Origin of the sequence: Magnetospirillum sulfuroxidans (genome assembly GCF_018224925.1) — a bacterium.
GTDB classification, from domain to species: domain Bacteria; phylum Pseudomonadota; class Alphaproteobacteria; order Rhodospirillales; family Magnetospirillaceae; genus Magnetospirillum; species Magnetospirillum sulfuroxidans.
On the sequence record NZ_JAGTUF010000004.1, the window covers coordinates 60,263 to 85,324 of the forward strand.

Annotated in this window: 21 protein-coding genes; 6 read left to right on the forward strand and 15 right to left on the reverse strand. The window is 61.1% G+C overall.

Going from position 1 to position 25,062, the window contains the following annotated elements:
• Positions 1–43 precede the first annotated feature (43 nt).
• The 3 genes from glyS to KEC16_RS06425 all read right to left on the reverse strand — a co-directional run bounded on the left by glyS (position 44) and on the right by KEC16_RS06425 (position 4,828).
• Complete coding sequence (gene glyS, locus KEC16_RS06415; RefSeq protein WP_211547022.1) at positions 44–2,116, reverse strand: glycine--tRNA ligase subunit beta; 2,073 nt, start codon at positions 2,114–2,116, stop codon at positions 44–46.
• 3 nt (positions 2,117–2,119) lie between these two features.
• Positions 2,120–3,001: a glycine--tRNA ligase subunit alpha gene (locus tag KEC16_RS06420; protein WP_211547024.1), complete on the reverse strand. Its 882-nt coding sequence runs from the start codon at positions 2,999–3,001 to the stop codon at positions 2,120–2,122.
• 99 nt (positions 3,002–3,100) lie between these two features.
• On the reverse strand, positions 3,101–4,828 hold the full coding sequence (locus tag KEC16_RS06425) for a B12-binding domain-containing radical SAM protein (protein ID WP_211547027.1): 1,728 nt from the start codon (positions 4,826–4,828) through the stop codon (positions 3,101–3,103).
• A 294-nt stretch (positions 4,829–5,122) separates the two neighbouring features.
• On the opposite strand from KEC16_RS06425, the gene KEC16_RS06430 reads away from it, so the two are divergent.
• From KEC16_RS06430 to KEC16_RS06455, 6 genes are read left to right on the forward strand one after another with little or no spacing between them, the layout of a single operon-like run.
• Positions 5,123–6,235, forward strand: coding sequence for a radical SAM protein (locus KEC16_RS06430; RefSeq protein WP_211547029.1), 1,113 nt, complete (start codon positions 5,123–5,125; stop codon positions 6,233–6,235).
• Between the two features lie 22 nt (positions 6,236–6,257).
• On the forward strand, positions 6,258–7,685 hold the full coding sequence (locus tag KEC16_RS06435; protein ID WP_211547030.1) for a class I adenylate-forming enzyme family protein: 1,428 nt from the start codon (positions 6,258–6,260) through the stop codon (positions 7,683–7,685).
• 6 nt (positions 7,686–7,691) lie between these two features.
• On the forward strand, positions 7,692–9,113 hold the full coding sequence (locus tag KEC16_RS06440; RefSeq protein WP_211547032.1) for an aldehyde dehydrogenase family protein: 1,422 nt from the start codon (positions 7,692–7,694) through the stop codon (positions 9,111–9,113).
• On the forward strand, positions 9,110–9,352 hold the full coding sequence (locus KEC16_RS06445; protein ID WP_211547035.1) for an acyl carrier protein: 243 nt from the start codon (positions 9,110–9,112) through the stop codon (positions 9,350–9,352). The genes KEC16_RS06440 and KEC16_RS06445 overlap by 4 nt, the downstream gene beginning before the upstream one ends.
• On the forward strand, positions 9,345–10,148 hold the full coding sequence (locus KEC16_RS06450; protein ID WP_211547037.1) for an AAC(3) family N-acetyltransferase: 804 nt from the start codon (positions 9,345–9,347) through the stop codon (positions 10,146–10,148). The genes KEC16_RS06445 and KEC16_RS06450 overlap by 8 nt, the downstream gene beginning before the upstream one ends.
• A 13-nt stretch (positions 10,149–10,161) precedes the next feature.
• Positions 10,162–11,451, forward strand: a complete 1,290-nt coding sequence (locus KEC16_RS06455) for a DUF4910 domain-containing protein (RefSeq protein WP_211547038.1) — start codon at positions 10,162–10,164, stop codon at positions 11,449–11,451.
• Here KEC16_RS06455 and KEC16_RS06460 read toward each other — a convergent pair.
• The 12 genes from KEC16_RS06460 to KEC16_RS06515 form a co-directional block, all read right to left on the reverse strand.
• The gene (locus KEC16_RS06460; protein WP_211547040.1) at positions 11,445–13,451 is read right to left on the reverse strand and encodes a motility associated factor glycosyltransferase family protein; all 2,007 of its coding nucleotides are present in this window, start codon (positions 13,449–13,451) and stop codon (positions 11,445–11,447) included. The two genes, KEC16_RS06455 and KEC16_RS06460, sit on opposite strands and share 7 nt — an antisense overlap.
• Positions 13,448–15,358 (reverse strand): tetratricopeptide repeat protein, encoded by a 1,911-nt coding sequence (locus tag KEC16_RS06465; protein WP_211547043.1) that lies wholly within the window; start codon positions 15,356–15,358, stop codon positions 13,448–13,450. Before KEC16_RS06465 ends, KEC16_RS06460 begins: the two co-directional genes overlap by 4 nt.
• 36 nt (positions 15,359–15,394) lie before the next feature.
• A complete protein-coding gene (locus KEC16_RS06470; RefSeq protein WP_211547045.1) occupies positions 15,395–15,829 on the reverse strand; it encodes a flagellar biosynthesis regulator FlaF in 435 nt (144 codons plus the stop codon).
• 188 nt (positions 15,830–16,017) lie between these two features.
• The gene (locus tag KEC16_RS06475) at positions 16,018–16,899 is read right to left on the reverse strand and encodes a flagellin (protein ID WP_211547047.1); all 882 of its coding nucleotides are present in this window, start codon (positions 16,897–16,899) and stop codon (positions 16,018–16,020) included.
• A gap of 204 nt (positions 16,900–17,103) precedes the next feature.
• Positions 17,104–18,018 (reverse strand): class I SAM-dependent methyltransferase, encoded by a 915-nt coding sequence (locus KEC16_RS06480; protein WP_211547049.1) that lies wholly within the window; start codon positions 18,016–18,018, stop codon positions 17,104–17,106.
• A 3-nt stretch (positions 18,019–18,021) separates the two neighbouring features.
• Positions 18,022–19,224, reverse strand: a complete 1,203-nt coding sequence (locus KEC16_RS06485) for an acyl-CoA reductase (protein WP_211547051.1) — start codon at positions 19,222–19,224, stop codon at positions 18,022–18,024.
• On the reverse strand, positions 19,221–20,288 hold the full coding sequence (locus KEC16_RS06490; RefSeq protein ID WP_211547053.1) for a LuxE/PaaK family acyltransferase: 1,068 nt from the start codon (positions 20,286–20,288) through the stop codon (positions 19,221–19,223). The genes KEC16_RS06485 and KEC16_RS06490 overlap by 4 nt, the downstream gene beginning before the upstream one ends.
• The gene (locus KEC16_RS06495) at positions 20,285–21,637 is read right to left on the reverse strand and encodes an AMP-binding protein (protein WP_211547055.1); all 1,353 of its coding nucleotides are present in this window, start codon (positions 21,635–21,637) and stop codon (positions 20,285–20,287) included. Before KEC16_RS06495 ends, KEC16_RS06490 begins: the two co-directional genes overlap by 4 nt.
• Before the next feature lie 3 nt (positions 21,638–21,640).
• A complete protein-coding gene (locus KEC16_RS06500) occupies positions 21,641–21,877 on the reverse strand; it encodes an acyl carrier protein (RefSeq protein ID WP_211547057.1) in 237 nt (78 codons plus the stop codon).
• Between the two features lie 11 nt (positions 21,878–21,888).
• Positions 21,889–23,637: a tetratricopeptide repeat protein gene (locus tag KEC16_RS06505; RefSeq protein WP_211547059.1), complete on the reverse strand. Its 1,749-nt coding sequence runs from the start codon at positions 23,635–23,637 to the stop codon at positions 21,889–21,891.
• 18 nt (positions 23,638–23,655) lie between these two features.
• Positions 23,656–24,300, reverse strand: a complete 645-nt coding sequence (locus KEC16_RS06510; protein WP_211547061.1) for a NeuD/PglB/VioB family sugar acetyltransferase — start codon at positions 24,298–24,300, stop codon at positions 23,656–23,658.
• Positions 24,297–24,992, reverse strand: a complete 696-nt coding sequence (locus tag KEC16_RS06515) for an SDR family NAD(P)-dependent oxidoreductase (RefSeq protein ID WP_211547063.1) — start codon at positions 24,990–24,992, stop codon at positions 24,297–24,299. The genes KEC16_RS06510 and KEC16_RS06515 overlap by 4 nt, the downstream gene beginning before the upstream one ends.
• Positions 24,993–25,062 lie beyond the last annotated feature (70 nt).

A 25,062-nucleotide genomic window follows, 5' to 3' on the forward strand; every position in this document is an offset into this window, starting at 1 on the left:
CCGCGATTAGCGGCGGGGGTACGCCCCCGCCATTAGCCGATTGTTAGCCTTCGACCTTGGCGAAATCGGCCACTTCACCCATGGCAGCACCGATTTCGGCCAATAGTTTCAGGCGGTTCACACGCAACTCGGATTCGTCGGCATTCACCGTCACCTTGTCGAAGAAGGCATCCACCGGCCGGCGCAACCCAGCCAGGGCAGCCATGGCGTCAGCGAAGTTTTCCGCCTTCAGCGCATGGGCCAAGGCATCGCGCGCCGGAACCAAGGCCTCCACCAAAGCGCGTTCCTCGGGTTCGCGCAAGAGGGCCGCGTCGGTAGCCCCGGCAAAGCTGGCGCCGTCCTTCTTTTCTTCGATCTTAACGATATTCGTGGCGCGGCGATATGCGATCAGCAGATTGGCGCCATCGTCAGAACGCAGGAAGTCGGCCAAAGCATCGACGCGAGCAAGCAGACGAACCAGATCGTCCTCGTCGCCCAAGGCGAAGACTGCGTTGACCAGATCGTGGCGCACGCCCTTTTCCTTGAGATGGACCTTCATGCGGTCGGCGAAGAAATCCAACAGATCGTTGGCGACCATCTTCGGCTCGGCCGCCAAAACCCCCGGCTTGTACAGCGAATGGGCGAACTGGAGCACGGTGAACAACGGCAGACGCAGATTGTTTTCCACCACCAGCCGGATCACCCCCAGGGCGGCGCGCCGCAGGGCGAAGGGGTCCTTGGAGCCGGTGGGCTTTTCGTCGATGGCGAAAAAGCCGACCAAGCTGTCGATCTTGTCGGCCAAGGCGGCGCAGATGGTGAGCGGCGCAGTCGGCACCGCATCCGACGGCCCTTGCGGGGCGTAATGGCCGGCGATGGCATCGGCCACTTCGGGCTTCTCACCGTCGTTCAGGGCGTAATAACGGCCCATGATGCCCTGGAGTTCGGGGAACTCGCCAACCATTTCGGTGGACAGATCGGCCTTGGCCAGCCGGGCGGCACGCTCGGCGTCATCGGCATGGGCGGCCTCGACGAAAGCGGTCAGGTGGCGCGACAAGGTGGCGATGCGCTCGACCTTGTCGGCCATGGTGCCAAGCTTGGCATAGAACAGACGCTCGGCCAGCTTGGGCAGCCGCGATTCCAGCGTTTGCTTGCGGTCGGTGTCCCAGAAGAAGGCGGCGTCGGACAAGCGGGCGCGCAAAACGCGCTGATTGCCGGCGGTGATGGCGGCGCCGTTATCATTGGTCGCCATGTTGGACACCACCAAGAAGCGCGGCGCCAGCGAACCATCGGCTTTCAGCAGCGAGAAATATTTCTGATGCGACCGCATGGAGGTGATCAGCACCTCTTGCGGCACCGCCATGAATTTATCGTCGATAGTGCCGACCATGACGTTGGGATATTCCACCAACCCGGTGACCTCGGCCAGCAAACCGTCATCGGCGCGCAAAGCGAAGCCCTCGCGGGCGACGGCTTCTTCGGCCTGGCGCAAAATGGCGTGACGGCGTTCCACCGGGTCCAGCACCACCTTGGCGGCGGCCAGCTTGGTGGAATAATCGGCGAAATCGGTCACGGTGAAATCGGCGGGAGCCAAAAAGCGGTGGCCGCGCGATACGTTGCCGGCACGAATGGGGCCAAAGCTGACCGGCACCACGGCGCCGGCGAACAGGCACAAGAGAGATTGCAACGGCCGCACCCACCGCACCGTATTGGCGCCCCAGCGCTGCGATTTCGGCCAGGGGAAATCGGTCAAGGCCGCTTCGATGACGTCCTTGGCGGCGTCCACGGTCGGACGCCCTTTCTTGTTGATGACGGCGAAATAGAACACGCCCTTGCCGGTGTCGCGCTGTTCCAATTGATCCAGGCTCATGCCGGTCGAGGCCAGGAACCCGGCCATGGCCTGTTCGGGGGCGCCGACACGGGGGCCGCGCTTTTCTTCCGATACATCGGGACCAGCGGCAGGCAATCCCTCGATCACCAGCACCAGACGGCGGGGCGTGACAAAGGATTTGGCGCCGTCAAAGGACAAACCGTTCTTGGCCAAGCCTTCGCCGACCAGGCGCAGCAGATCCTCGGCGGCGCGGGCTTGCATGCGGGCGGGGATTTCTTCCGAGAAGATTTCCAGCAGCAACTCGGCCATGACTTAAGCCCCCTTCTTCGTGCTGTCGGCCAACCAGCCTTCACAGCAGGCCTTGGCCAAGGCGCGGACGCGGCCGATATAGCTTTGCCGTTCGGTCACCGAGATGACGCCGCGCGCATCAAGCAGATTGAAGCGATGCGACGCCTTGATGCACTGGTCATAGGCCGGCAATGACAGACCGGCGGCCAACAGATTCTGGCATTCGGTCTCGGCATCGACGAAGTGGCGGTACAGCATGTCGGTGTCGGCATGTTCGAAATTATGGGCGGAATATTCCTTTTCCGCCTGCAAGAAGACGTCGCCGTATTTGACGCCTTGGCCATTGAAATCCAGGTCATAGACGTTTTCCACGCCCTGGATGTACATGGCCAGACGTTCCAGCCCATAGGTCAGTTCCACCGCCACCGGATCGCATTCGATGCCGCCGACCTGCTGGAAATAGGTGAACTGGGTCACCTCCATGCCGTCGCACCACACTTCCCAGCCCAGGCCCCAGGCGCCCAGGGTCGGGCTTTCCCAATCATCCTCGACAAAACGGATGTCGTGGGCCAGGGGATCGACGCCCAGCCGGCGCAGGCTTTCCAGGTACAATTCCTGCGAATTGGCCGGGCTTGGCTTCAACAGCACCTGGAATTGATAGTAATGCTGAAGACGGTTGGGGTTCTCGCCATACCGCCCATCCTTGGGCCGGCGCGACGGCTGCACATAGGCGCATTTCCACGGGTCTGGCCCCAAGGCGCGCAAAGTGGTGGCCGGGTGAAAGGTCCCCGCGCCCACTTCCATGTCATAGGGCTGTAAGATGACACAGCCCTGCTCCGCCCAGAAATTCTGTAGCGTCAGGATCAATTGCTGGAAGCTGGGCTTCTTGGCGCCGATTTGGCCCATGGATTTCCGCCGTCCGAATGGTGAAAAGGATGGACGGCAAACCTAACCAGCGCAAGAACCCGGGTCAAGGGCGGAACCCTGCCCGCCCCGACCAGATCGTCACGCCACCAGGGACGAGGCGGCGCGAGCGTCCACTTGCCCTAGGCGGCTGACCAGTTCAGGCACCAGATCGCCGTATTTTCGCAGCATGTCGGCCGAGGAATCCACCGTCTCCACCAGATGGCGGATATGGGCCAGACGCTCCATCGCCTCGACGTTGCGCCCCAGATGCTCCAGGCATTGCAAGATCAGGTAATGGGCGATGACATGGAAGGGGTGCAGATCGGCGACGTCGGTGAAGACGCCGATGGCCAATTCCCACTGGCCAAGCCGCATCTGCCGGTTATTGAGAAAATTAACCTCAAGATTGGCACGATAGGCGACCTCGACCAATTCACTGGCGGTGAAGTCTTCGGTATCGAAACCGCGATCCCAATAGGTGTTTTCCCAATTACGGCTGTCGAAATCCAACACCCCCATGGCGTTGAACTGGTCGAACATCTCGGAGCCCAAAAGCGGCGTCGCCACCTGGATGACCGACCAATCGGCACCCAGGGTTTTGGCGAAGTCGATGGTCTCTTGGATATGCTCCATCTTCTCGTTGGGAAAACCGATGATGAAATTCACCCGCGTATAGAGGTCACGGTCGTTGGCGTATTTCACCAGTCGGCGGGCGCGGTCCAGATTGACCCGTTTCTTGATCAACTGGACCTGGGTGTGGGGCGACCCCGATTCCACCGCCAGCGAAAACAGCCGCATGCCCGAACGGCACAAGGCATCGATCACATCCTCGTCCAAGGTATTGACCGACAAGGCGTTGGGGAATTCCATCTCCAGTCCGGGGATATCCAACCCGCGGATGCCTTCCAGCAAGGCCAAGGTCCGCTTTTTGTTGGCGGTGAACAGATCATCCTCGGGGACGAACAAGGTGGCACCGAAGCGGCGGTAAATCTCGTTCATTTCCGCCAGCACGTTGTCCACCGAGCGGAACCGCATCTTCCGTCCATGCACTGAATGCGAGGCGCAGAATGTGCAACTGAACGGGCAGCCGCGCGATGTCATGATCGAAACGTTGCGGGTTCCCACCTCAGAGACGAAATCGCGTTTCCGCTTGGATTTGGTCGCCTGATAGGATTCAACCTCGATGATAGCCCAATCGGGGAACGGCAATTCATCCAGTTCCTCGGGATAGACGCAAATGGCGCAGGTGCCCTTGCCCTCGGCCAAGTCGGCCTTGCCATAAAAGCCTTGAACCACCGGCCGGTCGGTTTCCGCCAACTGATTGATAAACTGGGGGAAAGCCCAATCGGCCTCGCCCCGGCAGACGTAATCCACGTCCGGGTGCGACAGCAGATAAGGCACATCGTTGGTGGCATGGTTGCCGCCAAAAATCACCATGGCCTTGGGCCATTTGCGCTTGAGCGCCTCGGTGATCTGCATGGCGATCAACCGCGAGGTGGAAAACATCAGCGATACGGCGATGACGTCGGGCACCCGCCCCGCCGCCGCTTCCGCCGCCACTTCGTTGATGAAGAGTTCGGGACCATCGCGATAGGCCGACAGATCACGGTCATCGTCGATCACGTCCAGCCGCAGATCGCGTGCGGCGACGGCATAATCGATGGTGAAGATGTCGGCGGCGATGGATTTTTGCTTCAGCGTCGCCGACAGATACATGATGCCCAGGGGCATGCACAGATAGGGCGGATCGGCCCCCAAATCGAAAATCTGCCCGTACAGCACGGTGGGGAGATGGACGAAGGCGATAACCGGCGCTTTATTTGGCATTTATATTCTCCTGCCCCTGCCATGGCCCTAACGACATCGACCTGCGTAAAGACCTTCCGCGGGACAGCACAGAATGATTGATTTTTGTCGAGCAACACCGATGACGCCATAATAACGCCATGAGCAAGAACCTCCAACCCTTTATAAAAAACGGGATTTAAGGGATTCTTTACCGATCAGGCCACACCCTTGCCCAATGGTAAAAATCGCGATCAGGCAAAGCTTGGCGCGGGTATTTCTTGCCGACTTTGCCCCGTCGCGGGCGTTGTTTACACAGAAGGTGTGAGGCCAGACATGGAAAAGGGCCGGGAGCTCTCGCTTGAGGGCAAGCTGCGTCAGTCCGCCATCCGCGATCGTATTGGCGAGTTGCTTGCCGACCCCAGCCGTTCGCATCCTTGGGTCATCGAAATGGACCCGACCACCGCCTGCAATCTGGCCTGTCACGACTGCATCAGCGCCAATCTGCTGAACCAAGGTGGATTCGAGCGCGAACGCATCAAGGAAATGGCCCGCGAATTCAAGGAGATGGGGGTCCGCGCCGTTGTCCTGATCGGTGGCGGCGAGCCCATGGCCCACCCGGAATTCGGCACCTTGGTGGACTATTTCCACGAAAACGACATCCATGTCGGGGTGACCTCCAACGGCACGTTGATCAGCCGCTACATGGACCAATTGGCCAACAAGTGCAAATGGGTGCGCATCTCCGTCGATGCCGGCACCGACGAGACCTTCCGTGAATTCCGCCCCGCCCCCAACGGCCGTTCCATGTTCGGCACGGTGATCGAGGGCATGCGCGAACTGGGCAAGCGCAAGACCGGTAAGCTGGGCTATTCCTTCCTGGTGCTGTCCAAGACCGACGAAGCCGGCACCCTGATCGCCACCAACGCCCGCGACATCGCCGCCGCCGCCCATGTGGCCAAAGAGGTCGGCTGCGATTACTTCGAGGTCAAACCCTCCTTCGACATGATGCATTTCCTGGTCAACCAGCAGGTATCGGTCAACGACATCGTCGCCGAGCAGATGAAGCAGATCGCCCATCTGCAAACCGACACCTTCAAGATCATCTCGCCCTATACCTTGGGTGAATCGCTGGACGGCGCCACCACCCAGATCAAGCCCTATACCCGATGCTTGGTGGCGAGCACCCGAACCGTGGTCACCCCCAGCGGGGTCTATGTCTGCCCCTATCATCGCGGCAATCTGAACATGCGTATCGGCGATTCAAACAAGCAAAGCCTGGGCGAAATCTGGGAAAGCGCCCGGCGTGATTCGGTGATGAAGCGCTTGAACCCAGCTATCCATTGCAGTTTCCACTGCATCCGCCACAAATCCAACCTGCTGTTGGAAAAATGGGCGGCAGAGGGCATCAACGAACCGCCCGTCGACGATTACGACTTTTTCGTCTGAACCCTAAGACCGTGGTGGCGCCATGACAGCTTCCCTTCTTGCCGACATCGCCCAACGTCCCGGCGACACCGTGTTACTGACCCATGCCGATGGACACACCACCAGCCTGGAGGGGATGTTCGCCGCCGCCGCCAACATGGCCCGCCGTCTGGGGGAACTGGGCGTCGGCCCTGGCGATCGCCTGTTGGTGCAGGCGGAAAATTCCGATCAGTTGCTGACCTTCTATGTGGCTTGCGCCCTGGCCCGTATCGCCGCCTGCCCGTTGGACCCGGCATTGCCGCCAGCCCGTGTCGCCGGCCTGCGCACCACCATCGCCCCCAAAATGCTGATCGATGCCGCCACCCTGACGACGCTGGCCGCGCCGGCCGCCGATCCAATGGCGGCGCTGCCCGGCCCCGACGACGCAGCCGAATGGATGATCATCTTTTCCTCGGGCACCACCGGTGAGCCCAAAGGCATCGTCCACACCCAAGGCTCGCTTATGGCCAGCGCCAAATCCTTTGCCGCCTTATCGGAATTGGGGCCGGAATCGGTGATCTATCACCACTTCCCCATGTTCTACATGGCCGGCATCTTCAATATGTTCCTGTGTCCGCTGGTGGCCGGCGCCCGCATCGTGCTCGGGCAGAAATTTTCCCAGATGCAGATGCTGAGTTTCTGGGAAGAACCACGCCGTCACGGGGTTAACCATCTAACCCTGACGCCAACCATGGCCCTGTCGCTGTGCCAGTTATACCGCCGCGATGACAAGCTGCTGGACCATCTGGCCCAGTACCAGACCATCATCTCGACCAGTTCGACCCTGCACCCCAGCGTCGCCGAACGCTTCCACCAGACTTTCGCCGTGCCCTTGCGCACCTGTTATGGGGTCACCGAGATTGGCGGCTCGATCACCGTGCAATCCTGGGCCGAGGGGCTGGCGTTTGAATCCTGCGGCGCCTTCAGCCCCGAAACCAGCATCCGCGCCGGCAGCGATGCCAATCACCCCGGTGAAATCCTGGTCAAGACGCCGTTCATGATGAAGGGCTATCTGACCCGAAGCGGGTTGTCGCAGCCCTTCGATGCCGATGGCTATTTTTCCACCGGCGATCTGGGCTATGTCGAGGATGGACGGCTGTTCGTCACCGGGCGCGAGAATGATCTGGTGAAAAAAGGCGGCGAATTCATCAGCCTGGGGCTGATCGAAAACCTGGCCCTGTCCCTGTCCCAGGTGGCCGAGGTTTCGGTGGTGGCGGTCCCCGACGATTATTGGGGCAACAAGATCGTGCTGTTCTATGTTCCCGCCGCCGGTGTCGGTATGGACGAAATGGAAAACGCGGCCAAGGATCTGTTCGGCGCCAACCTGCGCAAGATCGAGATTCCCGACAAGCTGATCGCCGTGCCGTGGTTCCCCAAGACCTCGATCGGCAAAACCATCAAGCGGGACCTGGTTTCCCGCTACACGCTGTAACCGCCCATGCCCACGATCCACCACTGGGGCATGGTCATCGGCGGCACAGATATCGCCGCCAATCAGCGCCCCCGCCTCGAACGTCATCATCCGGCCAGCGGTCAGTTGGTGGCCAGCTTTGCTCAAGGAAGCGAAGTCGATGTGAACGCCGCTGTCGCCGCCGCCGCAAGCGCCGGCGACGATCCTTCCTGGCGGGACCTGACACCGGCGCATCGTTCCGACCTGATCTTTGAAGCCGCCCGTCTGCTGTTGGCGGAAAAAGAGGATTTGGCCGCCATCGAAGCGGCCGAGACCGGCAAACCCCTGCATCAGGCTGTGGGCGAAATCGAAGCCGGGGCACAATTGTGGAAATATGCCGCCGCCGTACTGCGCGCCCAGCATGGCCAATTCTATCCCCACCTAGCCGACAACCGTGCCGGCTTGGTCTGGCATGACCCGGTCGGCGTCGTCGCCCTGATCCTGCCGTGGAATTTCCCCTTCATCGTCGCCGCCGAACGTCTGCCCTTTATCCTCGCCGCCGGATGCACCGTGGTAGCCAAGCCCAGCGAATACGCCTCGGGTTCATGCTTGGCCACCGCCGCCATATTGAAGCGCGCCGGCTTTCCCGACGGGGTCTACAACGTCGTCACCGGTCTTGGCCCGCAGGTCGGGGCGCCGCTGGTCGATCATCCCGGCGTGGCGATGATTTCGTTCACCGGCTCCACCGACACTGGCCGCGCCGTCATGGCCGCCGCCAGCCGCACCTTGAAGCGGGTCAGCTTGGAACTGGGGGGCAAAAGTCCGGTGGTCGTCTTCGCCGACGCCGATTTGGACGCCGCCGCCGCCGCCGTCATTCATGGCTTCACCCATAATGGCGGGCAATGCTGCATCGCCACCTCGCGCCTGCTGGTGCAAGACACCATCGCCGCCGATTTTCAAGCCCGGCTGCGCCGCGATCTGGCGTCATTCATCCCGGTTCAAGCCGCCGCCAATCAGCCGCAATGGCACAAGGTGGTGGCCTTCATGGACAAAGGCCGGAGCGAAGGCCGGACCATCGTCGAAGGCGGCCCCACCAATGACGGCCTGACCCTGCGCCCAGCGGTATTCGCCGACCTTGCCACCGATGCCAGCGTGTGGCGGGACGAGGTGTTCGGCCCGGTGCTGGCCATGGCCAGCTTCACCGACGAAGCCGACGCCATCGCCCAAGCCAACGACACCATCTTCGGTTTGGCCGCCTGCGTGTGGAGTGGCGACGAAGCCCGTGCCATGCGGGTGGCCCGCCGCCTGAAGGCTGGCCGCTTGTGGATCAACGCCCCCCAAGACAATTTCCCTGAATTGCCGGTGGGCGGTTTCGGTGCCTCGGGCATTGGCCGTGAGGCCGGTCTATCCGGCATCGCCACCTATTGCGAGGTCAAATCAGCCGTCATCCGCAAGCAGGAGAAAGCATGAGCGAACAAGATATTCTGGCCGCCTTGCAAGGGTGGTTCGTGGAAAAGACCGGAACCGAAGCCGACCCCGCCAGCCGTTACCTGGAAACCTCGGGCCTGGATTCCTTTGAGGTCATCGAACTGATCGGCTTCATCGAAGCGAATTTCCCCTTTCGCTTCCAGTCCGGCGACTTCCAAAAAGCCGAGTTTTTCAGTCTGAACGGTTTGTCCCACATGATCGCCGCAGGCGGCAATGGCTGATTACACCCTGGCCGATCTGCGCCGCGTCCTTGACGAGACCGGGATCGAGCGCGGCGACACCGTCTATTGTCACAGCAATATCGGCGTGTTCGGCCGGCCCGAAGGCATCGGTTCCAGCCATGAACTGGCGCAGATGTATCTGGATGCCATCACCGACGCCATCGGCCCCACCGGCACCTTGATCGTGCCGACCTATACCTATTCCTTTTGCCGCAAACAAACCTTTGACCCGGCGACAACGCCATCGGCCATGGGCTTGCTGGCGGAATGGGTGCGGACCCGTCCTGACGCTGTCCGCTCGGCCGACCCGTGTTTTTCCGTCGCGCTTCTTGGCCGCGATCCCGACCGGTTCTGTCACCACCTGCCGACCAACAGTTTCGCCCCCGGCAGCACCTTCGACCGTTTCACCGCCGAGAACGGCAAGATGCTGTGCCTGAACCATCCCGGCTGCACCTTGTTGCATTACGTCGAGCGGCAATTGGCGGTGCCCTATCGTTTCGACAAGGCTTTCGCCGGCACCATGACCATCAATGGAAACAGCCGTGCTTTGGATTGGGAAATCTTTGTCCGCTATCTCAGCGATGACCGCCTGGAACACGACCCGCATCCCTTCGTTGATCTCATCAAATCCACGGGGGTGGCGCGCTGGCGTCCTCTGGGCCGGGGCGAGGTGCTCGCCATCACCGCCCGTCAAGTGTTCGACAGCGTCGCCCAGGCCCTGCCAAACGCCCCGTGGTTGCTGACCGAAGCCCACGCCGCCGGTCATAGCCCGGTCATCGACAGCAGCCAGCGTTAACGGGAGAGCCGCCATGGAGCATCTGGCCACCGGTGAGGAGATGTATGGCTGGGCCGCCGAGCTGTTCCCTTTTTGCCGCAGCCTGACCGGACCAGGGGTGCGTCAGACCCTGGATTACCTGGGCCGCCTGATCCCTGGTTTGCGCCGTTACACTGTGCCGTCGGGGACGCAGGTCTTTGATTGGACAATCCCGGATGAATGGACCATCCGCGACGCCTATATCGCTGACGCCGATGGTCACCGCGCTGTGGATTTTCGCGCCCAGAACCTGCATGTCATGGGCTATTCCGCACCGGTCGACCGGGTAATGGATCTGGCCGAACTGCAAGACCATCTATATTCCGATCCCGACCAGCCCGATTCTATTCCCTATGTGACGTCGTATTACAAACGGAACTGGGGGTTTTGCCTAACACATCGGCAACGGCAATCGCTGCCTCCCGGACTCTATCGGGTGGTGGTGGACGCCGACTTGCAGCCCGGTGTGATGGATTACGCGGATCTGCTCATTCCCGGCCAAGACAGCCGCGAAATCCTGCTTTCCACCTATATCTGCCATCCATCCATGGCCAATAATGAATTATCCGGCCCGGTTCTGGCGGCGGCCTTGGCCCGTTGGCTGGCCTCGGTCCCGCGCCGCTTCAGCTATCGCCTTGTCTTCGTCCCGGAAACCCTTGGCGCCATCGCCTATCTCAGCCGGAACCTGACGGGCATGAAGCAAAACACCATTGCCGGCTTCATGCTGACCTGCGTCGGCGACGACCGCGCCTGGTCTTATCTGCCATCACGCCAGGGCGACACCCTGGCCGATCGAACGGCCCGCCATGCGCTGCGCCATTACGCCGGCGCATTCGACACCTACAGCTTTTTGCAGCGCGGCAGCGATGAACGGCAATATTGCTGGCCCGGCATCGATTTACCGGTCTGTTCGGTCATGCGGTCAAAATACGGCACCTATCCGGAATATCATTCCTCGCGTGATGACCTGTCATTGATCTGCGCCTCGGGATTAAGCAAGTCCTTCGACCTGCATCGCCGCATGCTGTCGATCATCGAGGCCAACCGGCTCTGGCGCACCGCCTCGTATGGGGAACCGCAATTGGGCAAGCGCGGCCTGTATCCTGCCATCAGCACCAAGAATTCATACTTAGAAGCACAAAAAATGGTCGATGTGCTGGCCTATGCCGATGGCGGTCTGGACCTGATCGCCTTGGCTGAAGCGGTGGAAATGGACGCGCTGTCGGCGGCGGCAATTTTTGACAAAATGGCCGCCGCCGGACTGGTCAAAAGCATGGATCAGTAAGATGTACCGGGCACCCGCGGCTTGCCGTCCGCCCATTCGGGTTCCGCCCCACCTTCGACCATGATCTTGGCTTCAACGAAAATTGTCCGTCCCTCGTCCAGCATTTCTTCATGCAAGCTGCGATAAATCGCCAGAAACCGTTCCAAGAATTTTATCCGCTCGCCGTCAGCGTAGATGCGATTGATAAAATAGGAAGCGGCTTTGGTGAAGCCAACGATCGAACCTTGGAACAGCGCATAAACGTGCTTGTACGGGCCGGCGGAACCTTCACGGTGGAAGTCGGTCAAGCGGGCAACCAAGAGGCGGAAATCAATCTTCTCCGCCTCGGCCTGATCCAACAAGGCCAAGAAATCCGCCCGCAGGTGATCGACTTCCGCGATATAGCGCGCCATATCGTGATGCGCCAGGAATGCGCCCGCGGCAAAGAACTCTGACTCATCGCGGATCCGTTGGAAAACCGCTTCTTTGTCCAATGGCTTATTGGCAAAGAACAAGCTCTCGGGCAGCTTCGGCGTTGTCCCGTGAATATAGGCACCGTCCGAACAATTGAACATCTTAAGCCCGAACAGCTTCACCTTTTGCTCGATCATGTCACGAGTCCAGGTAAAGATTAAGTTTGAATAAACGGTTCCACCGAAATTTCCAGGAGAGCTGAACTCGCCATCAAAACGATCCGTTTTAAATCCATCCAAGGTGTAATACATAGTATTTTTTGAATGGTGATTACATGGATCACGCCAACCGCAATCGACACCGAACAAATACATATTTTCAAAGCCAAGTCGCGCCGCCACCGAAATACAGGTATTGGAGATCGACGGACCGACGCCATTCATGATTTCGATACCCTCGCCGAAACAAGTGGTCGAAACCGCGCAATCTCGATAGAAGAAGTAATTCTCGTCGAATAAAGGCGGCACCAATGGGCTGACCGACGTCGATGCAATCATCTTGGTCCCGGTGAAGCGGCCATCGGGAAACAGCTCGGGCCGCTGTTCCAAAATATGCATGCACACTTGATGGGTGGTGGCGACGTTTTCCAGCTCGATATGGTAATCGGGCATGATGCCCGCCTTGACCAAGGCCTGAAGCGTGGTCCCCGCAGAAAAGATGATGCCGTGATCCTTCCATTGCCGCAAATACTCAATGGACTCGTCCAGCGATGGACCAGCAGCGACGATGAAGGCAGGAACACCGTGACGGCGGCGGAACTGTCCGCGCACGAGATAGTGATCGAATTTGTGCAGATTAACCACGCCATGGCGGATCATCTTGCGCTCGTCTTCGTAATAGCCGCGCCCCACCATCCGCATCGGCAATTCCGACCGAATTCGCTTATAGGCCTCATCTAAAGCCCAAAAGGGGTAATGGCGGAAGAAGTAGGCGCCATCCAAAAACATCTCGCCGACGGCTTCGATCACCCGATTGATATTGCCGGCCAAAACAACAGGATCGCTGTTTACGAACAAGTGCAGAACTTGGTTACGTTCCTCCATGCCCTTGTGCAGGGCACTCCAGTCAATGGCGCGCAAGGACCAGGACAGGAATTCATCCACGGCCTCGACGATAACCACATGCTCGACATCCACCCCCTCAATCAAGGGGGCGAGATGGAAGCCCAAGCCGATGCCGAAGGTGAACATGAAGCTTGCCCGGCCAAGCGGCTCGGGCGAAATCGCATCGACGCCAACATCTTTCAGCGCCTCGTGGATCTGATCGTAATAACGGCGCGAGACGATGCTGTCCGAGGCGATGCCTTCGACCGATTTATACCCCGAGCGCGATGGCGCGGCGATGAAACTGGCGGCCTGGCTGTCCCCGGTCAGCCGCCCATCGCCCTTGTACAATCTGCCGCTGCCGAGATTAAGGTCGATAATCACCCCATCTTCGATAACGGGCTGAGAAATCTTGTTATCCAGCATGGCTATTTGGTCATACACCTGGGGAAAGTGCTTTTGCAGGAACCCAAGATTGCGATCGTACAGGCCCTGGTTAATCATGCCGAAGCTGCCTTCTCTTGAAGCTCGGTCAAACGTTCGCACAAGGTATCGCCAAAACTCTTGGCGTAAGCCTGACTGTTAAAAGCCACAGAGCCTGCTAACGCCGCGCGCGCGCCGCCGCGGAACGCGACCAACTCGGCGGGTGTTTGCGCCCAAGAGCGCGCCAACTCGATATAGCTCGCCTCGTCCGCGGCAACCATCCGGTCGCAAACCGAAGTCCCCGCCAGTGCTGCAGCCAAATCCATCGCCATCACCCCGCCATGCTTGACGATCACAGGCATCCCCGCCGCCACCATGCGACCGTATTCCAGCACGTCGAAATGCGGAGATGGGGCCAGAATCACATCCACTTGAGCACAAAATGCCGGCACGTCGGCACGAATGACATCAATACGCTGAGCAACACCGTAATTGCCGAATAGATCAATAATGGTGGCGATGCTTTCCTGCTCGTTGAATTGACCGCGATCACGCAGCAACAGCATGCTGTCAGGCACCGCCATCAGCACCCGCGACCACAACGCCACCGTATCCGGGTTCATCTCGGCCATACTGACATCGGCGCCGAACGCTAACGACATACCGTGCTGGGCGGACGGCACCGGACCGGCATTGAAACGCGCCACATCCAACAAATACCGACCGCCGGGAAGGACCAATTCCCCCGGCAATCCTTGCGGGGCGGAAACCATATGCATGGTCGCTCCGGGCACGGCTCCGTGAACCGGTCCACCCAGCCACGCCGCTTGAACCGGGGCGCAATTGCGCAAGAACAGACCGGCGCGGGCAGGTTGACGCAGGCCATCCATATCCAGCAAAACGGCAACACCTTCGCCGCGAATCAACGCCCCCAAGGTCAGCACATCCAAATCGCTCACATTGCGCCAACGGTCGAACAGATTGCGGAACGGCAGATTGTGTTGAACTTCCAGTTCGCCGCAGCCCAGACCCAAGGTGCTAAATTTACTCTTGTCCAAATTATTGATTAAAATCAGCAACATCTCGCGTTCAAGCGCAGACAGCGGGCTGGAACACAAGAAGGCGATGGTAAAATGATCCCCCGTCGGCAGGGCCGCTGCCGCCCGTGGCGACTTCACCGCATTGGCGTTGACGCATGCGGCCCAACCCGCCGTCAACGCAACCACATCGGAACGATCGGCGGGAAGGAACCCTAGGTCGGCGACCACATTGCCCCACAACGCAATCGAGCCGGGAGCGCTGGCCAAAGCCGTGCGATGATTGGCCAAGCCCTGAGCAAGCTGCCCCATGGACACCAGACAGGCGCCGATCCGCGAGACCAGGGTCGGCTTCAGCCCGGCCATGGTCACCAAGGAACGCAGCATCCCCAACGCCTTGTTGGGCTGGCCCGCCAGCATCAATGCCTTGGCGTAAAGGTCGATTGCCTCGACATCGGAAGGATCAATCAGCAAATGCTGTTCAAGGTGAACAATGGCGGTTTTGACATCGCCACGATCAAGGGCAACCACCCCATTGCGCATCAACGGCTTTTGGATGATACCAGCCAAGGCGGCACTGAACTCGGGAAAATCCGGGCCATAAAAGCAGATCAGGTGTCCATCCTTGGGCGTGATCGAAGCCTCTTTGCCGTAATAAAGAGCCTTCGCCAGCAAACCTGCCCGACAATAAAGGATTGCCAGGATTTCGTTGGTATCGGGGTGAACTTCACCCGTTGCAGCATAATCCGAGATCAATTGAATGGCATTGCCAATCAACCCGCGCCGATAACACGCGGCGGACAATGCGTAGATCGCCACCGGGACTTCCCGTCCTTCCACCAAGGCGGCTTCAGCCAATTCCATCACCGCCACGGGTTCATTGCGATCCAGCAGCGCCTTGACCTCGGCGTACAGCCCATGGTGAGCAGACGGATTCCAGGTGTCCGACATTTTCACATCCCCTAACAGCTTGATGATAAACGGCCCTTAGACCATGTCATTGGTGGACAACGGCGTAGGAACACCCTGTTCTGCCGTTTCACCCTCGGCCGGCGGCGGCACCGTGAACAGCCCCGCTGCGATTTGGCGATTGATGTTGACCAGAATATCAAGCTTGCTGCGATCACTATCGGCAATGATCTCAACGGTTCGTTTATCAACGAAATTGCACAGCGACAGCATGTCTTGACGCATTTCCAGCGGCAACGCGCATTCCGGCCCGGCCAGTTCGGCCTGGAAGATCGTCCAGAGCCGCCAATTCAACCGCACCGCCGCCAACATATCATCTTCCGAAATATCGGCTTGTTTCGCCACAGACATGCGTCGGGCGGATTCGGTCAAAGCCCAAGCTTCGGTCTCGCGCGGGTTTCCCGGTTGCGGCATCGATTTGTAAGTGCTCTGACCGTAATTGGGATATGCCATGGACAATCATCTCCGCAAAGGGCGCGAATATAGTCTGTAAGTATCGCCCTGAAACGCTTAAATAAGGGTGAATAATGGCGGATTCGCAGCATTCGCGCCACACCAGCCGGCAGCACCAAACAACACGACGGCACAAAAAAAGAGCGGCAGAGAAAACTCTGCCGCTCCCTTCAAACCATTCCGAAGGATTACCGGAACAGAGACAGCACGCCTTGTTCCTGCTGACCGGCGAACGACAGGGCCTGAATGCCCAGCTGCTGGCGGGTCTGCAAGGCAACCAAGTTGGCGCCTTCTTCGTTCAGGTCGGCCAAGCTCAGCTTGTCCGCACCTTCCTTCAGGGTATTCACATAGGACTTGGTGAAGTCGGCACGCGTCTGCAGCAAGGCAACGTTGGTACCAATGTTCTTCGCGTTGGTACGAATGGTGCTGATCGCCGAGTCCATCTTTTCGATGACCTTGTCGAACACCGACACCGAATTCGACACCGAGGTCCAACTACCGGCATAAGTGGTATCGAAAGTCGACAGCGACACCGCGTTGGCGGTAGCAGAGGCAGTCGAGAAGCCGGCGAACTGCGAAACACGCATATCGACGCCATCGACCTGCAACTGAGCGGCGGTCTTGTCCGAGAACTGAATGGTCATCTGCGCCGTGGTGGCGTTGACCAGATTCAGACCCTGATAAGAAGCGTCGTTAACCAAGTTGTTGACCTGAGCCGACAAGGTCTGGAACTGAGTGGCCAGATCGCCGCGTTCGGTGTTAGTCGCCGACTTGGCGCTAAGAATAACACCCTTCATCTGGACCATCAGCTTTTCGGCCGATTCCAGAGTGGTCAGAGCGGTCTTCAGTCCGGAAATACCTTGGTCGATACCACTCTTGCGCTCGGTCAAATCGCCGGCGCGGTCATTCAGTCCCTTGGACTGGAAGTACGCGACCGCGTCATCAATAGCGCTGGAAACCTTCAGGCCGGTGGACAAGCGCGAATTGGTGCGCTGCACCATCGTCGAAGTCTGATTCAACGACAGCAGGTTCGAGCGGATCGAATTGGATAGAGTAACAGAGTCAGCCATGGCACACCCCCTTCTGGACGGCCTAGTTAAACAATGTCTCCGAACGGACTGCCTTTTAGGCGCGTCGAGTGTTCATCAACAGCTTCAAGCTTGGCGAGGCTATCACACCCACCGCAGGCAAGGCTAACTTTATTTCTGTCGCCCTGCCGAGCTTTTCCACAGGCATACTATGCGCGCCGGTTGGTTAAAAGGAAATGAAGAAATTCATGCGGCCGGCTTATGGCAGACGATGACGCTGAACATATCGAAGGCCGTGTAACTCTTGGCGAAAATGTCCTTGGCCACCACCAGGGGCTCGATCAGCCCGGCAGCGACCGCCTTACCGATGGCCGCGCTCAAATCACCATTCAGCTTGCCCAGGGCACAGACTTCGGCTTGCTTGCGCGACAAAGGATGAGCGGCTCCCCATTGAAAGCCGACGGGCTCGCAGAACACCAAGGTTGCCTCCCCCGGCCATTGGGCCAATGCCGAGAAGAAATCATCGGCCATACGGTCCACATACATCAGCGACCAGGCGCTGAAGATCAAGGCTTTGCGGCTGCCATTCAACACCGACCAATCGGGAGACCGCAGATCGAACGCAACCGATTGGAACCGCATGCCCGATTCCAAACGCGCCAGACATTCGGCCATATCCCGGCCGGCGGGACTGATTTCCGCCCCCACATAACGAGCCTGAGCCGGGCCGCCGCCATGATACAGCCGAAAAAGCTGCAACCCGAAACCCGAGCCTAGTTCCAAGATGGTGTCGGCCCCTTCGGCGAAATCGACCAACATGCCGGAAAGGTCGAACTGAATGTGCTCGAGAAACTCGCTGTCCCCCCCGCGCAACACCCCTTTACGCCACGTTTCGAGCCGGTCCAGCGCCGTGCCCGTCTCCTTGATCGGCAAGTACCCCAAGGTGCCGGTCGGCATCCCTTCCATGACATGGCCGCGCAGCTCGTAACGTTTTTCAAAATTGACGAAACGCGACAGCAGACGCGGCAAGCTCGCTTCCCCCTCGGCGATCAAGTCATTGATGACCTCCCGCCGCACTTGCCACGAGACCTCATAATATTGCAACGGGTCCAAGGCTCGACCGGCCAGTTCGGGAAAATAGCGTTCGTATTGGCAATCCATTCCCTATTCCTCGATCCAGACCAATCGGAGAGCGGCGCGCAACAGGTCGTGCCCATCCCACACCGAAGCGAATTCCAACGCCTTCCCCACCGGCATCATGCGATCCAACGCCCGGCCGTTCAACCGCCGCGCCAATTGCCGCAAGGAATCGCCGTCAAAACCGAAATGAACCAGGGTTTGGTACCGTCGATCCAAAAGATCCGCCAAGTGCTCAAGTCCGTCGATTCGCCATTCGGCCAACATGCCGCCGCCACAATGATCGGGCTCGGCCCCATCGGCCTTGAGCACCAGCAAGCCGGCATCGAAACGATGCACCACCGCCTCGGGGCCATCCAGCACGGCGCGGGCGGCGTTGACCAATTTGCGCATGGCGATGGCCGGCTCGGATTGCGCCAACACCGCCCCCAGACGGGGACGGAAATCCGCCGCCGCCGGCTCGGCGTCGGGGCCGCACCATACCAAAAGCCGCGGTGACGAACAGGCCATCTGATCAAAGGCCGACAGATCGGCGGCAAAGCCACGGATCAAGCGATCGCGCGCCGTCGGCTCCAGGGACAGATAGGCCGAGGCGGCAAAGACCGCCAGCGACCGCCGATCGGGAAAAGTCACCTCGGTCGCCGCCGGCCCCAAGGCATGACTGCGGATGGCGGCAATGCTGGCATCGCCGCCCCAGATCACCCGCAAATCGCAAAGCCCGGACAGGGCCGCGCCGGCGGCATCATCGTGCGGCCAGGACAGCAGACGGGTGGCGGCAGCGTGCACGGCGAAAGCCGGTTGCGCCAGCACCCGCGCCAGCACGGCGACGATGCTGTCGGTCAGGGCCGAACGCTGCCCGGTCAAGCGCACGGCGACCCGGTTGCCCGCCAACAGGGCCAGCCACCAGGAATACACGAACATGGTATCGACATTGCCGGGGGCGAACACCAGACAGCGCCCGCGCGGCACCGCCAGGCACCGATCCGGCAGGCCATGCCCGATTTGGGCGATCAAACGGCGAGAATGGCTTTGACGCAGGAAAAAGGCCAGGGCCACCACCTCCGCCCGCCGCCCCAGATCGGCATCGGCCAGCAGAGAACGCGATATTTCCTGCCCCAAGGCCACCGTGGTCTCGGCGAAGCAGGCATGCGCCGGACCGGCGAACCAGTGTTCCAGTTCGGTCAACTCGATCGTGCCGCCGGGACCATCCAGACGCGTGACGGCGCTCATGCCGGGCCTCTGGCGGCGAAAGTATCGCTGCACCCGCGCAATTCCGCCTGCTTCAGCCGCCCCAGCACCGAAAATGCCTTGCCGCCCCACACCCCCGTATCAATGGTCTCAATCATGCCCATATCCTCGGTCAGCAGGCTGTGACCAGGGTAAGACCGGGGCAACAGCGACATTATCTGAATGAGCCCCGGCCGGCCCGGCGGCAAGGGCGCCAAAGTCAATGGATCGCGGATCAGGATATCGACGAAGGGCGGTGGATGCAGAAAACCATCCTCGCCCTCCAGGCAAATCCCCCCCACCTGCTCGGCCATGCCGTAATAGGAATGCACCCGCCGCACCCCGATCTCCTCGGCCAGCCGGCGCTTGAAGGTGGCGTTGTCCACCGCCTGATCCGCCAGCGCCTTCCAACCGCCGCCATGAACCAACAGGGCCGCCGCGGACAAACGCAGACCGGCGGCGACAAGCGCCGGCAGCGCATGGGCCCAAACCATATAGGTGAAGCCGAACACCAGCATCGGCCCCTCCCCCCACCGACGCAAGAACGCGGTCACCGCCTCGGTGCGCAAGGCCATCTCGCCATCCAGGGCAAACACCGCATCCCGCCCCAACCGCATCATCCCCAAAATGCCGGCGGCACGGGCGGAATAGGCCGAGCCCTGCGCCAGCACCGCCTCGGAATCCAAGATCAGCAACGGCAATCGCGCCCCGCCGGTCAAGCGCGCCATGATGCCGGCCAAGGCGCGGACCTGTGCGTCGGCGGTAGCGCGGTCCAAGCGCACCCGGCTGGGCTGACCGCCGGTCCCTGAACTGGTGACGGCGGCGACAATGTCTGTTTCCGGCACGCTGATGGGGGAATGGGTCTTGAACACCCCCACCGGCAACCACGGCAGATCTTCAAGCCGCGGCCAATCGCCGGCCGGGCCGAACATCGCCCGCACCCAACGGCCATATTCGGGGCAATGCGTCAGATGGTGCCGGGTCAGCGCCGCCAGCTCCGGCGCCAGCCAGCGCTCGCGCGCCGCCTGGGATTGGGAAAAATCCGGACGCCGCAACCAGTCGGTCACAACAATGCCTCCGCTGCCGCCACATCCACCTTGCCATTGCCCCCCAGCGGAATAGCCGTCACCGAGCGCCAGCGGATCGCCGCCGCCGGCACCCCCAGATCGGCGGCGAAGGCCGCCCGCGTCTCCGCCATCGGCACAGCCCCGGCAATCAGCATGATCAGATCATCGCCGCGCACCAGCGCCGCCGTCGGCCCCAGCATGGCGGCCCGCGCCTGCACCTCGTCCAGATCCAGGCGCAACCCGACCACCTTGACCACCCGGCCGGCCCGCCCCTCCAGCCACAAATAGCCGTCCTCGTCCACATGGCCCAGATCGCCGGTCGGCAGCACCCCGTTCATCTGGTCCGCCAAGGCAAGATCGGCACGGTCACACGCATAGCCCATCATCACATTGGCCCCTTGATAGACCACCGCGCCGCCGTCAATGGCGATCGCCCCACCGGGAATGGCCCGACCGACCGAGCCGGCGCGGGCCGGCAATTGATCGGGGGACAGCACGGTCATGCGCGCCGTTGCCTCGGTCTGCCCATACATGGTGATCATGCCGCCGCCGCGTCGGGCGAATATATCGTGGAAATGAAGCGTCAGGCGCGGATCCAACCGCCCACCGGCCTGGGTGCCAAAGCGCAACGACGGCGGCGCCAAAGCCGCCAGATCCAATCGGCGCAGACTTTGCCAAAGAAATGGAACCCCGGCCAACGAGGTCAGGCGGCAAGAGGCCGCCAAATCCCAAAACGGCCGCGACAGCACCGAAAGATCACTCAGCACCACCGCGGCCCCAGCCGCCAGATGGGAATGCAGCAGCGACAGGCCATAGGAATATGACAGCGGCAAGGTGGTGGCGACGCGATCTTCGCCGCCAAGCGCCAAGGCCACAGCGATGGCCCCGGCATTGGCTTCGACCGCGCGGCGCGACAGCCGCACCATGCGCGGCGAGCCCGCACTGCCCGACGTCGACAACAGCAGGCACAGATCAGGGTGCAAAAGACCGCCATCGGGTTGGAACCGCCGGGCAAATCCGGCCGGACCGGGGCCATACCCCGACTGTTCCGGCCATCCCAACAACAAATCAGGTCGGTAAAGCTCGATCAGCGTTGACAGCCGAGCCGCCGCCAGATCGGGCGGCAGCAACATCACCGCATGACCGGCCTGCATGGCGGCAAGCCAGCAGACCACCGCGTCCATCCCACACGACGCGGCAACCATGGCCAATTGCTTGTCACCGGCCAACTCCGCCGCGCGTTCGGCCACCGCCGCCGCCAAGGCGCCATATGTCAGCGCCCGCCCCGAGGACGGCTCGCTTAAGGCCAGCCCCCCGTCCCGTCCCGGCGCCGTCAGCCCCAGGATCATGGCTTACCCGTCCAGATGGCGGGACAGAATTTCACAAGCCTTATCAAAGCAGGACAGATCAATCACTTCGTCAGTGTCGAGCATGACGTCGAATTCGCTTTCCAGCGCCGCCACCAAGCGCATGTGGCCAACCGAATCCCAGGCGGGAACGGCGCGATAGGCCAAGCCGTCAACCTCCGCATCGGCCCCCAGATCCAAGGCGTCGCGGAAAACCTGGCGCAATTTGTCATGCCAATGCATGGCGGCTCCCCTCATCGTCCAGCCAAGGCGACCAGTTCAGCCCGCAGGCCGGCGAACACCGTCGGCCAATCCCCGGCCACCGGTTGGCGCAATATTTTAAGCACACCGGGATACCACGGGGAATCGGCCATGCCCAGCATCCACAAAAATCCGTTGGAGGGCTTGGACAGCAAGACCCGCACCGGCTTGCCCAAGGCCCCCGCCAGATGGACGACGCCGGTATCGACCGAAATCACCAGATCCAAGGCGGCGATGGCGGCGGCGGTATCGGCGAAATCACCCAGGCGCGGAGCCAAATCGACGATGCCGGGCAAATCGGCGATTTGGTCGGCCAGGGGACCGACCTGCAAGGAAAAGAAACGGCAGCCCGGCACGTCCAGCAATGGGGCGAAATCGGCGGCGCGGCAGGATCGCTGCGAATTATCGCGCCGGCTGGCGCCGCCGGCCCAGACCAGCCCGACCTTCAATCCCGGCTGCGCCGCCACATCGGCAAAAGACGCCACCGCGTCGGGAACGGCCAGATAAGGCAGCGCCGCCGGCAAATCGGCCAAGGTCGCCTGCAAACGATGCGGCAAGCTCATCAACGGCACGGTCAGATCAAAAGCGCCGTATTCGTCGCCAGGACTGACCACCCGCTCCACGCCGGCCAAGGTGGCGAACAACCGCTTCAGCCCGGCCCGGCATTCCATCACCACCGTCGCCCCGCGCGCCGCCAACAGCGGCACGAAACGGCAAAACTCGATGGCGTCCCCAAATCCCTGTTCGGCACTGACCAGAACGGTCTTGCCGGCGACATCGCCGCCATCCCATTGCGGGCGGCCGAAATCACGGGCGAAGGGCAGGAAAGTCGGCATCCGCCAACGCCATTCATATTCGCGCCAGCCATCGGCCCACTTGCCCTGCATCAACAAGGTCAGGGCCAGATTCCAGTGCAGATCCGGGCTGTCGGGGGCCAGCTCGATGGCGGCGCGCAGGCATGCCTCGGATTCGGACAACCGCTCCATGTCCTTCAAGGTGGTGCCCAGATTGTTATGGGCATCGACATAGCCGGGAGCTTGTTCCAGCGCGATCCGATATTCCGCCTCGGCTTCGCTCAGCCGCCCCAGCGCGGCCAGGGAATTCGCCAGATTGTAATGCTTGATCGGAGCGTCGGCCAAGCCGATCGACCGGCGATAGACGGCCAGCGCCTCGTCGTGCTTGTCCTGCGCCGCCAAGGCCGTGCCGATATTGAACCACGGCGCGTCCCAGTCGGGACGAAGGTAAACCGCTTTTTGAAAGGCCTCGATGGCTTCTTCCGGGCTGTCCATGCCGGCCAGGGAATTGCCGAAAGTGTTATGGGCCTCGGGCAGCGAGGAATCGATGACGATGGCCTCGACCGCCATCTTCACCGCTTCGGCGTGACGGCCCAGTTCGTTCAGGGCGCTGGCCAGATTGATGTAGGCCTCGGGCTGTTCCGGGTTCAGCGTCACCGCCTTTTGAAAGGCATCCGCCGCGCGCGCCACGTCGCCCGCCGCCTGACAGGCATTGCCAAAGGAAACATAGGGCGCCGCCCAGTCGGGCTGCAATTGGATGGCCCGCCATGCCAATTGGGCGGCCATGGTGTTGTCGCCGGCCATTTGCGCCAGCACGCTCATCAGATTAAGCGCGTCAACGTTATCGGGATCGGCCTGCAACACCGCCTGATAACAGCGCCCGGCATCGCCCAATCGCCCCTGACGATGATATTCGCGCCCTTCGTTCAGCTTCGCAGCCACGTCCATGCTTCGATCCCTATCGTATCACGCTGTTTTCGGCGCCGGCGGCAAGGCCCGCGCAGGATTTCCCCAGACCGTCCGCCCTGCGGCCACATCGGACAGAACCACCGAACCGGCGGAAATCTGCGCCCCGGCCCCGACATTCAAACCCGGCGTCACCACCGCCGACGACCCCACCATGACGTGATCCTGCACATGGGCAAAGCCATTGACCACGCCGTGGGGCGAGATGACCACGCATTGCCCCAAACGGCAATCGTGACCGATGCCCGCATGGGTATTGATCAAACAATGCGGCCCCAAACGAGCGTTAAGCCCGATGGTGGCAAAAGGCGCGACGATGCAGCCTGGGGCCAATTCCGATGGCTGCGCCACATAGGCCAAGGGATGAACCAACAAGCCGAAATGGGCGCCGCGCGCCGTCAATCGTCCGGCGATGGCCGCGCGGGCGGCGGGCGCCCCCACCGCCACCAGAACCGCGTCATGCGGCCGCGGGCGGTAATCGTCGATGGTCGACACAACGGGAATATCCAGCCCATACCCGGCGGGGGCGGCATCGGTATCGTCAAGAAAGCCACGGACGGAAAGCCCGGCTTCGCGGGCATAGACCGCCACCTCGCGCCCCAATCCACCGGCGCCGGCGATGACGAAACAGGTCGAACCGCTCATAGCACCATGCCTCCATCGACGCCGATCACCTGCCCGGTAACATAACGGGCGGCGTCCGAACACAAAAAGACAATGACCTCGGCCACGTCGTCGGCCGTGCCGGCACGGCCCAAAGGAATGGCGGCCAGGCGCTGCGCCGTGGTCTCGGCGTCAAGATGGGCGATCATGTCGGTGGCGATGAATCCGGGCGCCACCGCATTGACGCGAATATGATCGGCCGCCAGTTCCTTGGCCGCCGACAAGGTGACGCCGACAATGCCGGCCTTGGTGGCGGCATAGACAACCTGCCCTTCATTGCCGCGTAAGCCGATGATGGACGACACCGACACGATGGCGCCGCCGCCCGAACGCCGCATCAGCTTGGATGCGGCCTGGATGTTGACGATGACCCCTTTCAGGTTGACGTCGATCACTCGCCCCATCATCTCGTCGGCGATCATGCCCAGGCGGGCATCCCCCAGCATGCCGGCATTGTTGACCAAGATATCCAAACGGCCGAAACGCTTATGGACATGGCGGTAAAGGGCGGCGACCTGATCGGACTTGCCCATGTCGGCCTGAAAATAATCGTCGCCGTCTTCCTGACCCAGACCGGTCCGCACCACCGTGGCGTCCCGGGCCGCCAACAGCCGCGCCACGGCCAAGCCGATGCCCCGCCCCGCCCCGGTCACCACCGCCACCTTGCCCTGCATGGAAACCCCTGACATCATTGCTCCCCGGACGGATGGTGCCACAGCCTGTTCGCCATGCCCAGCGTCGAAC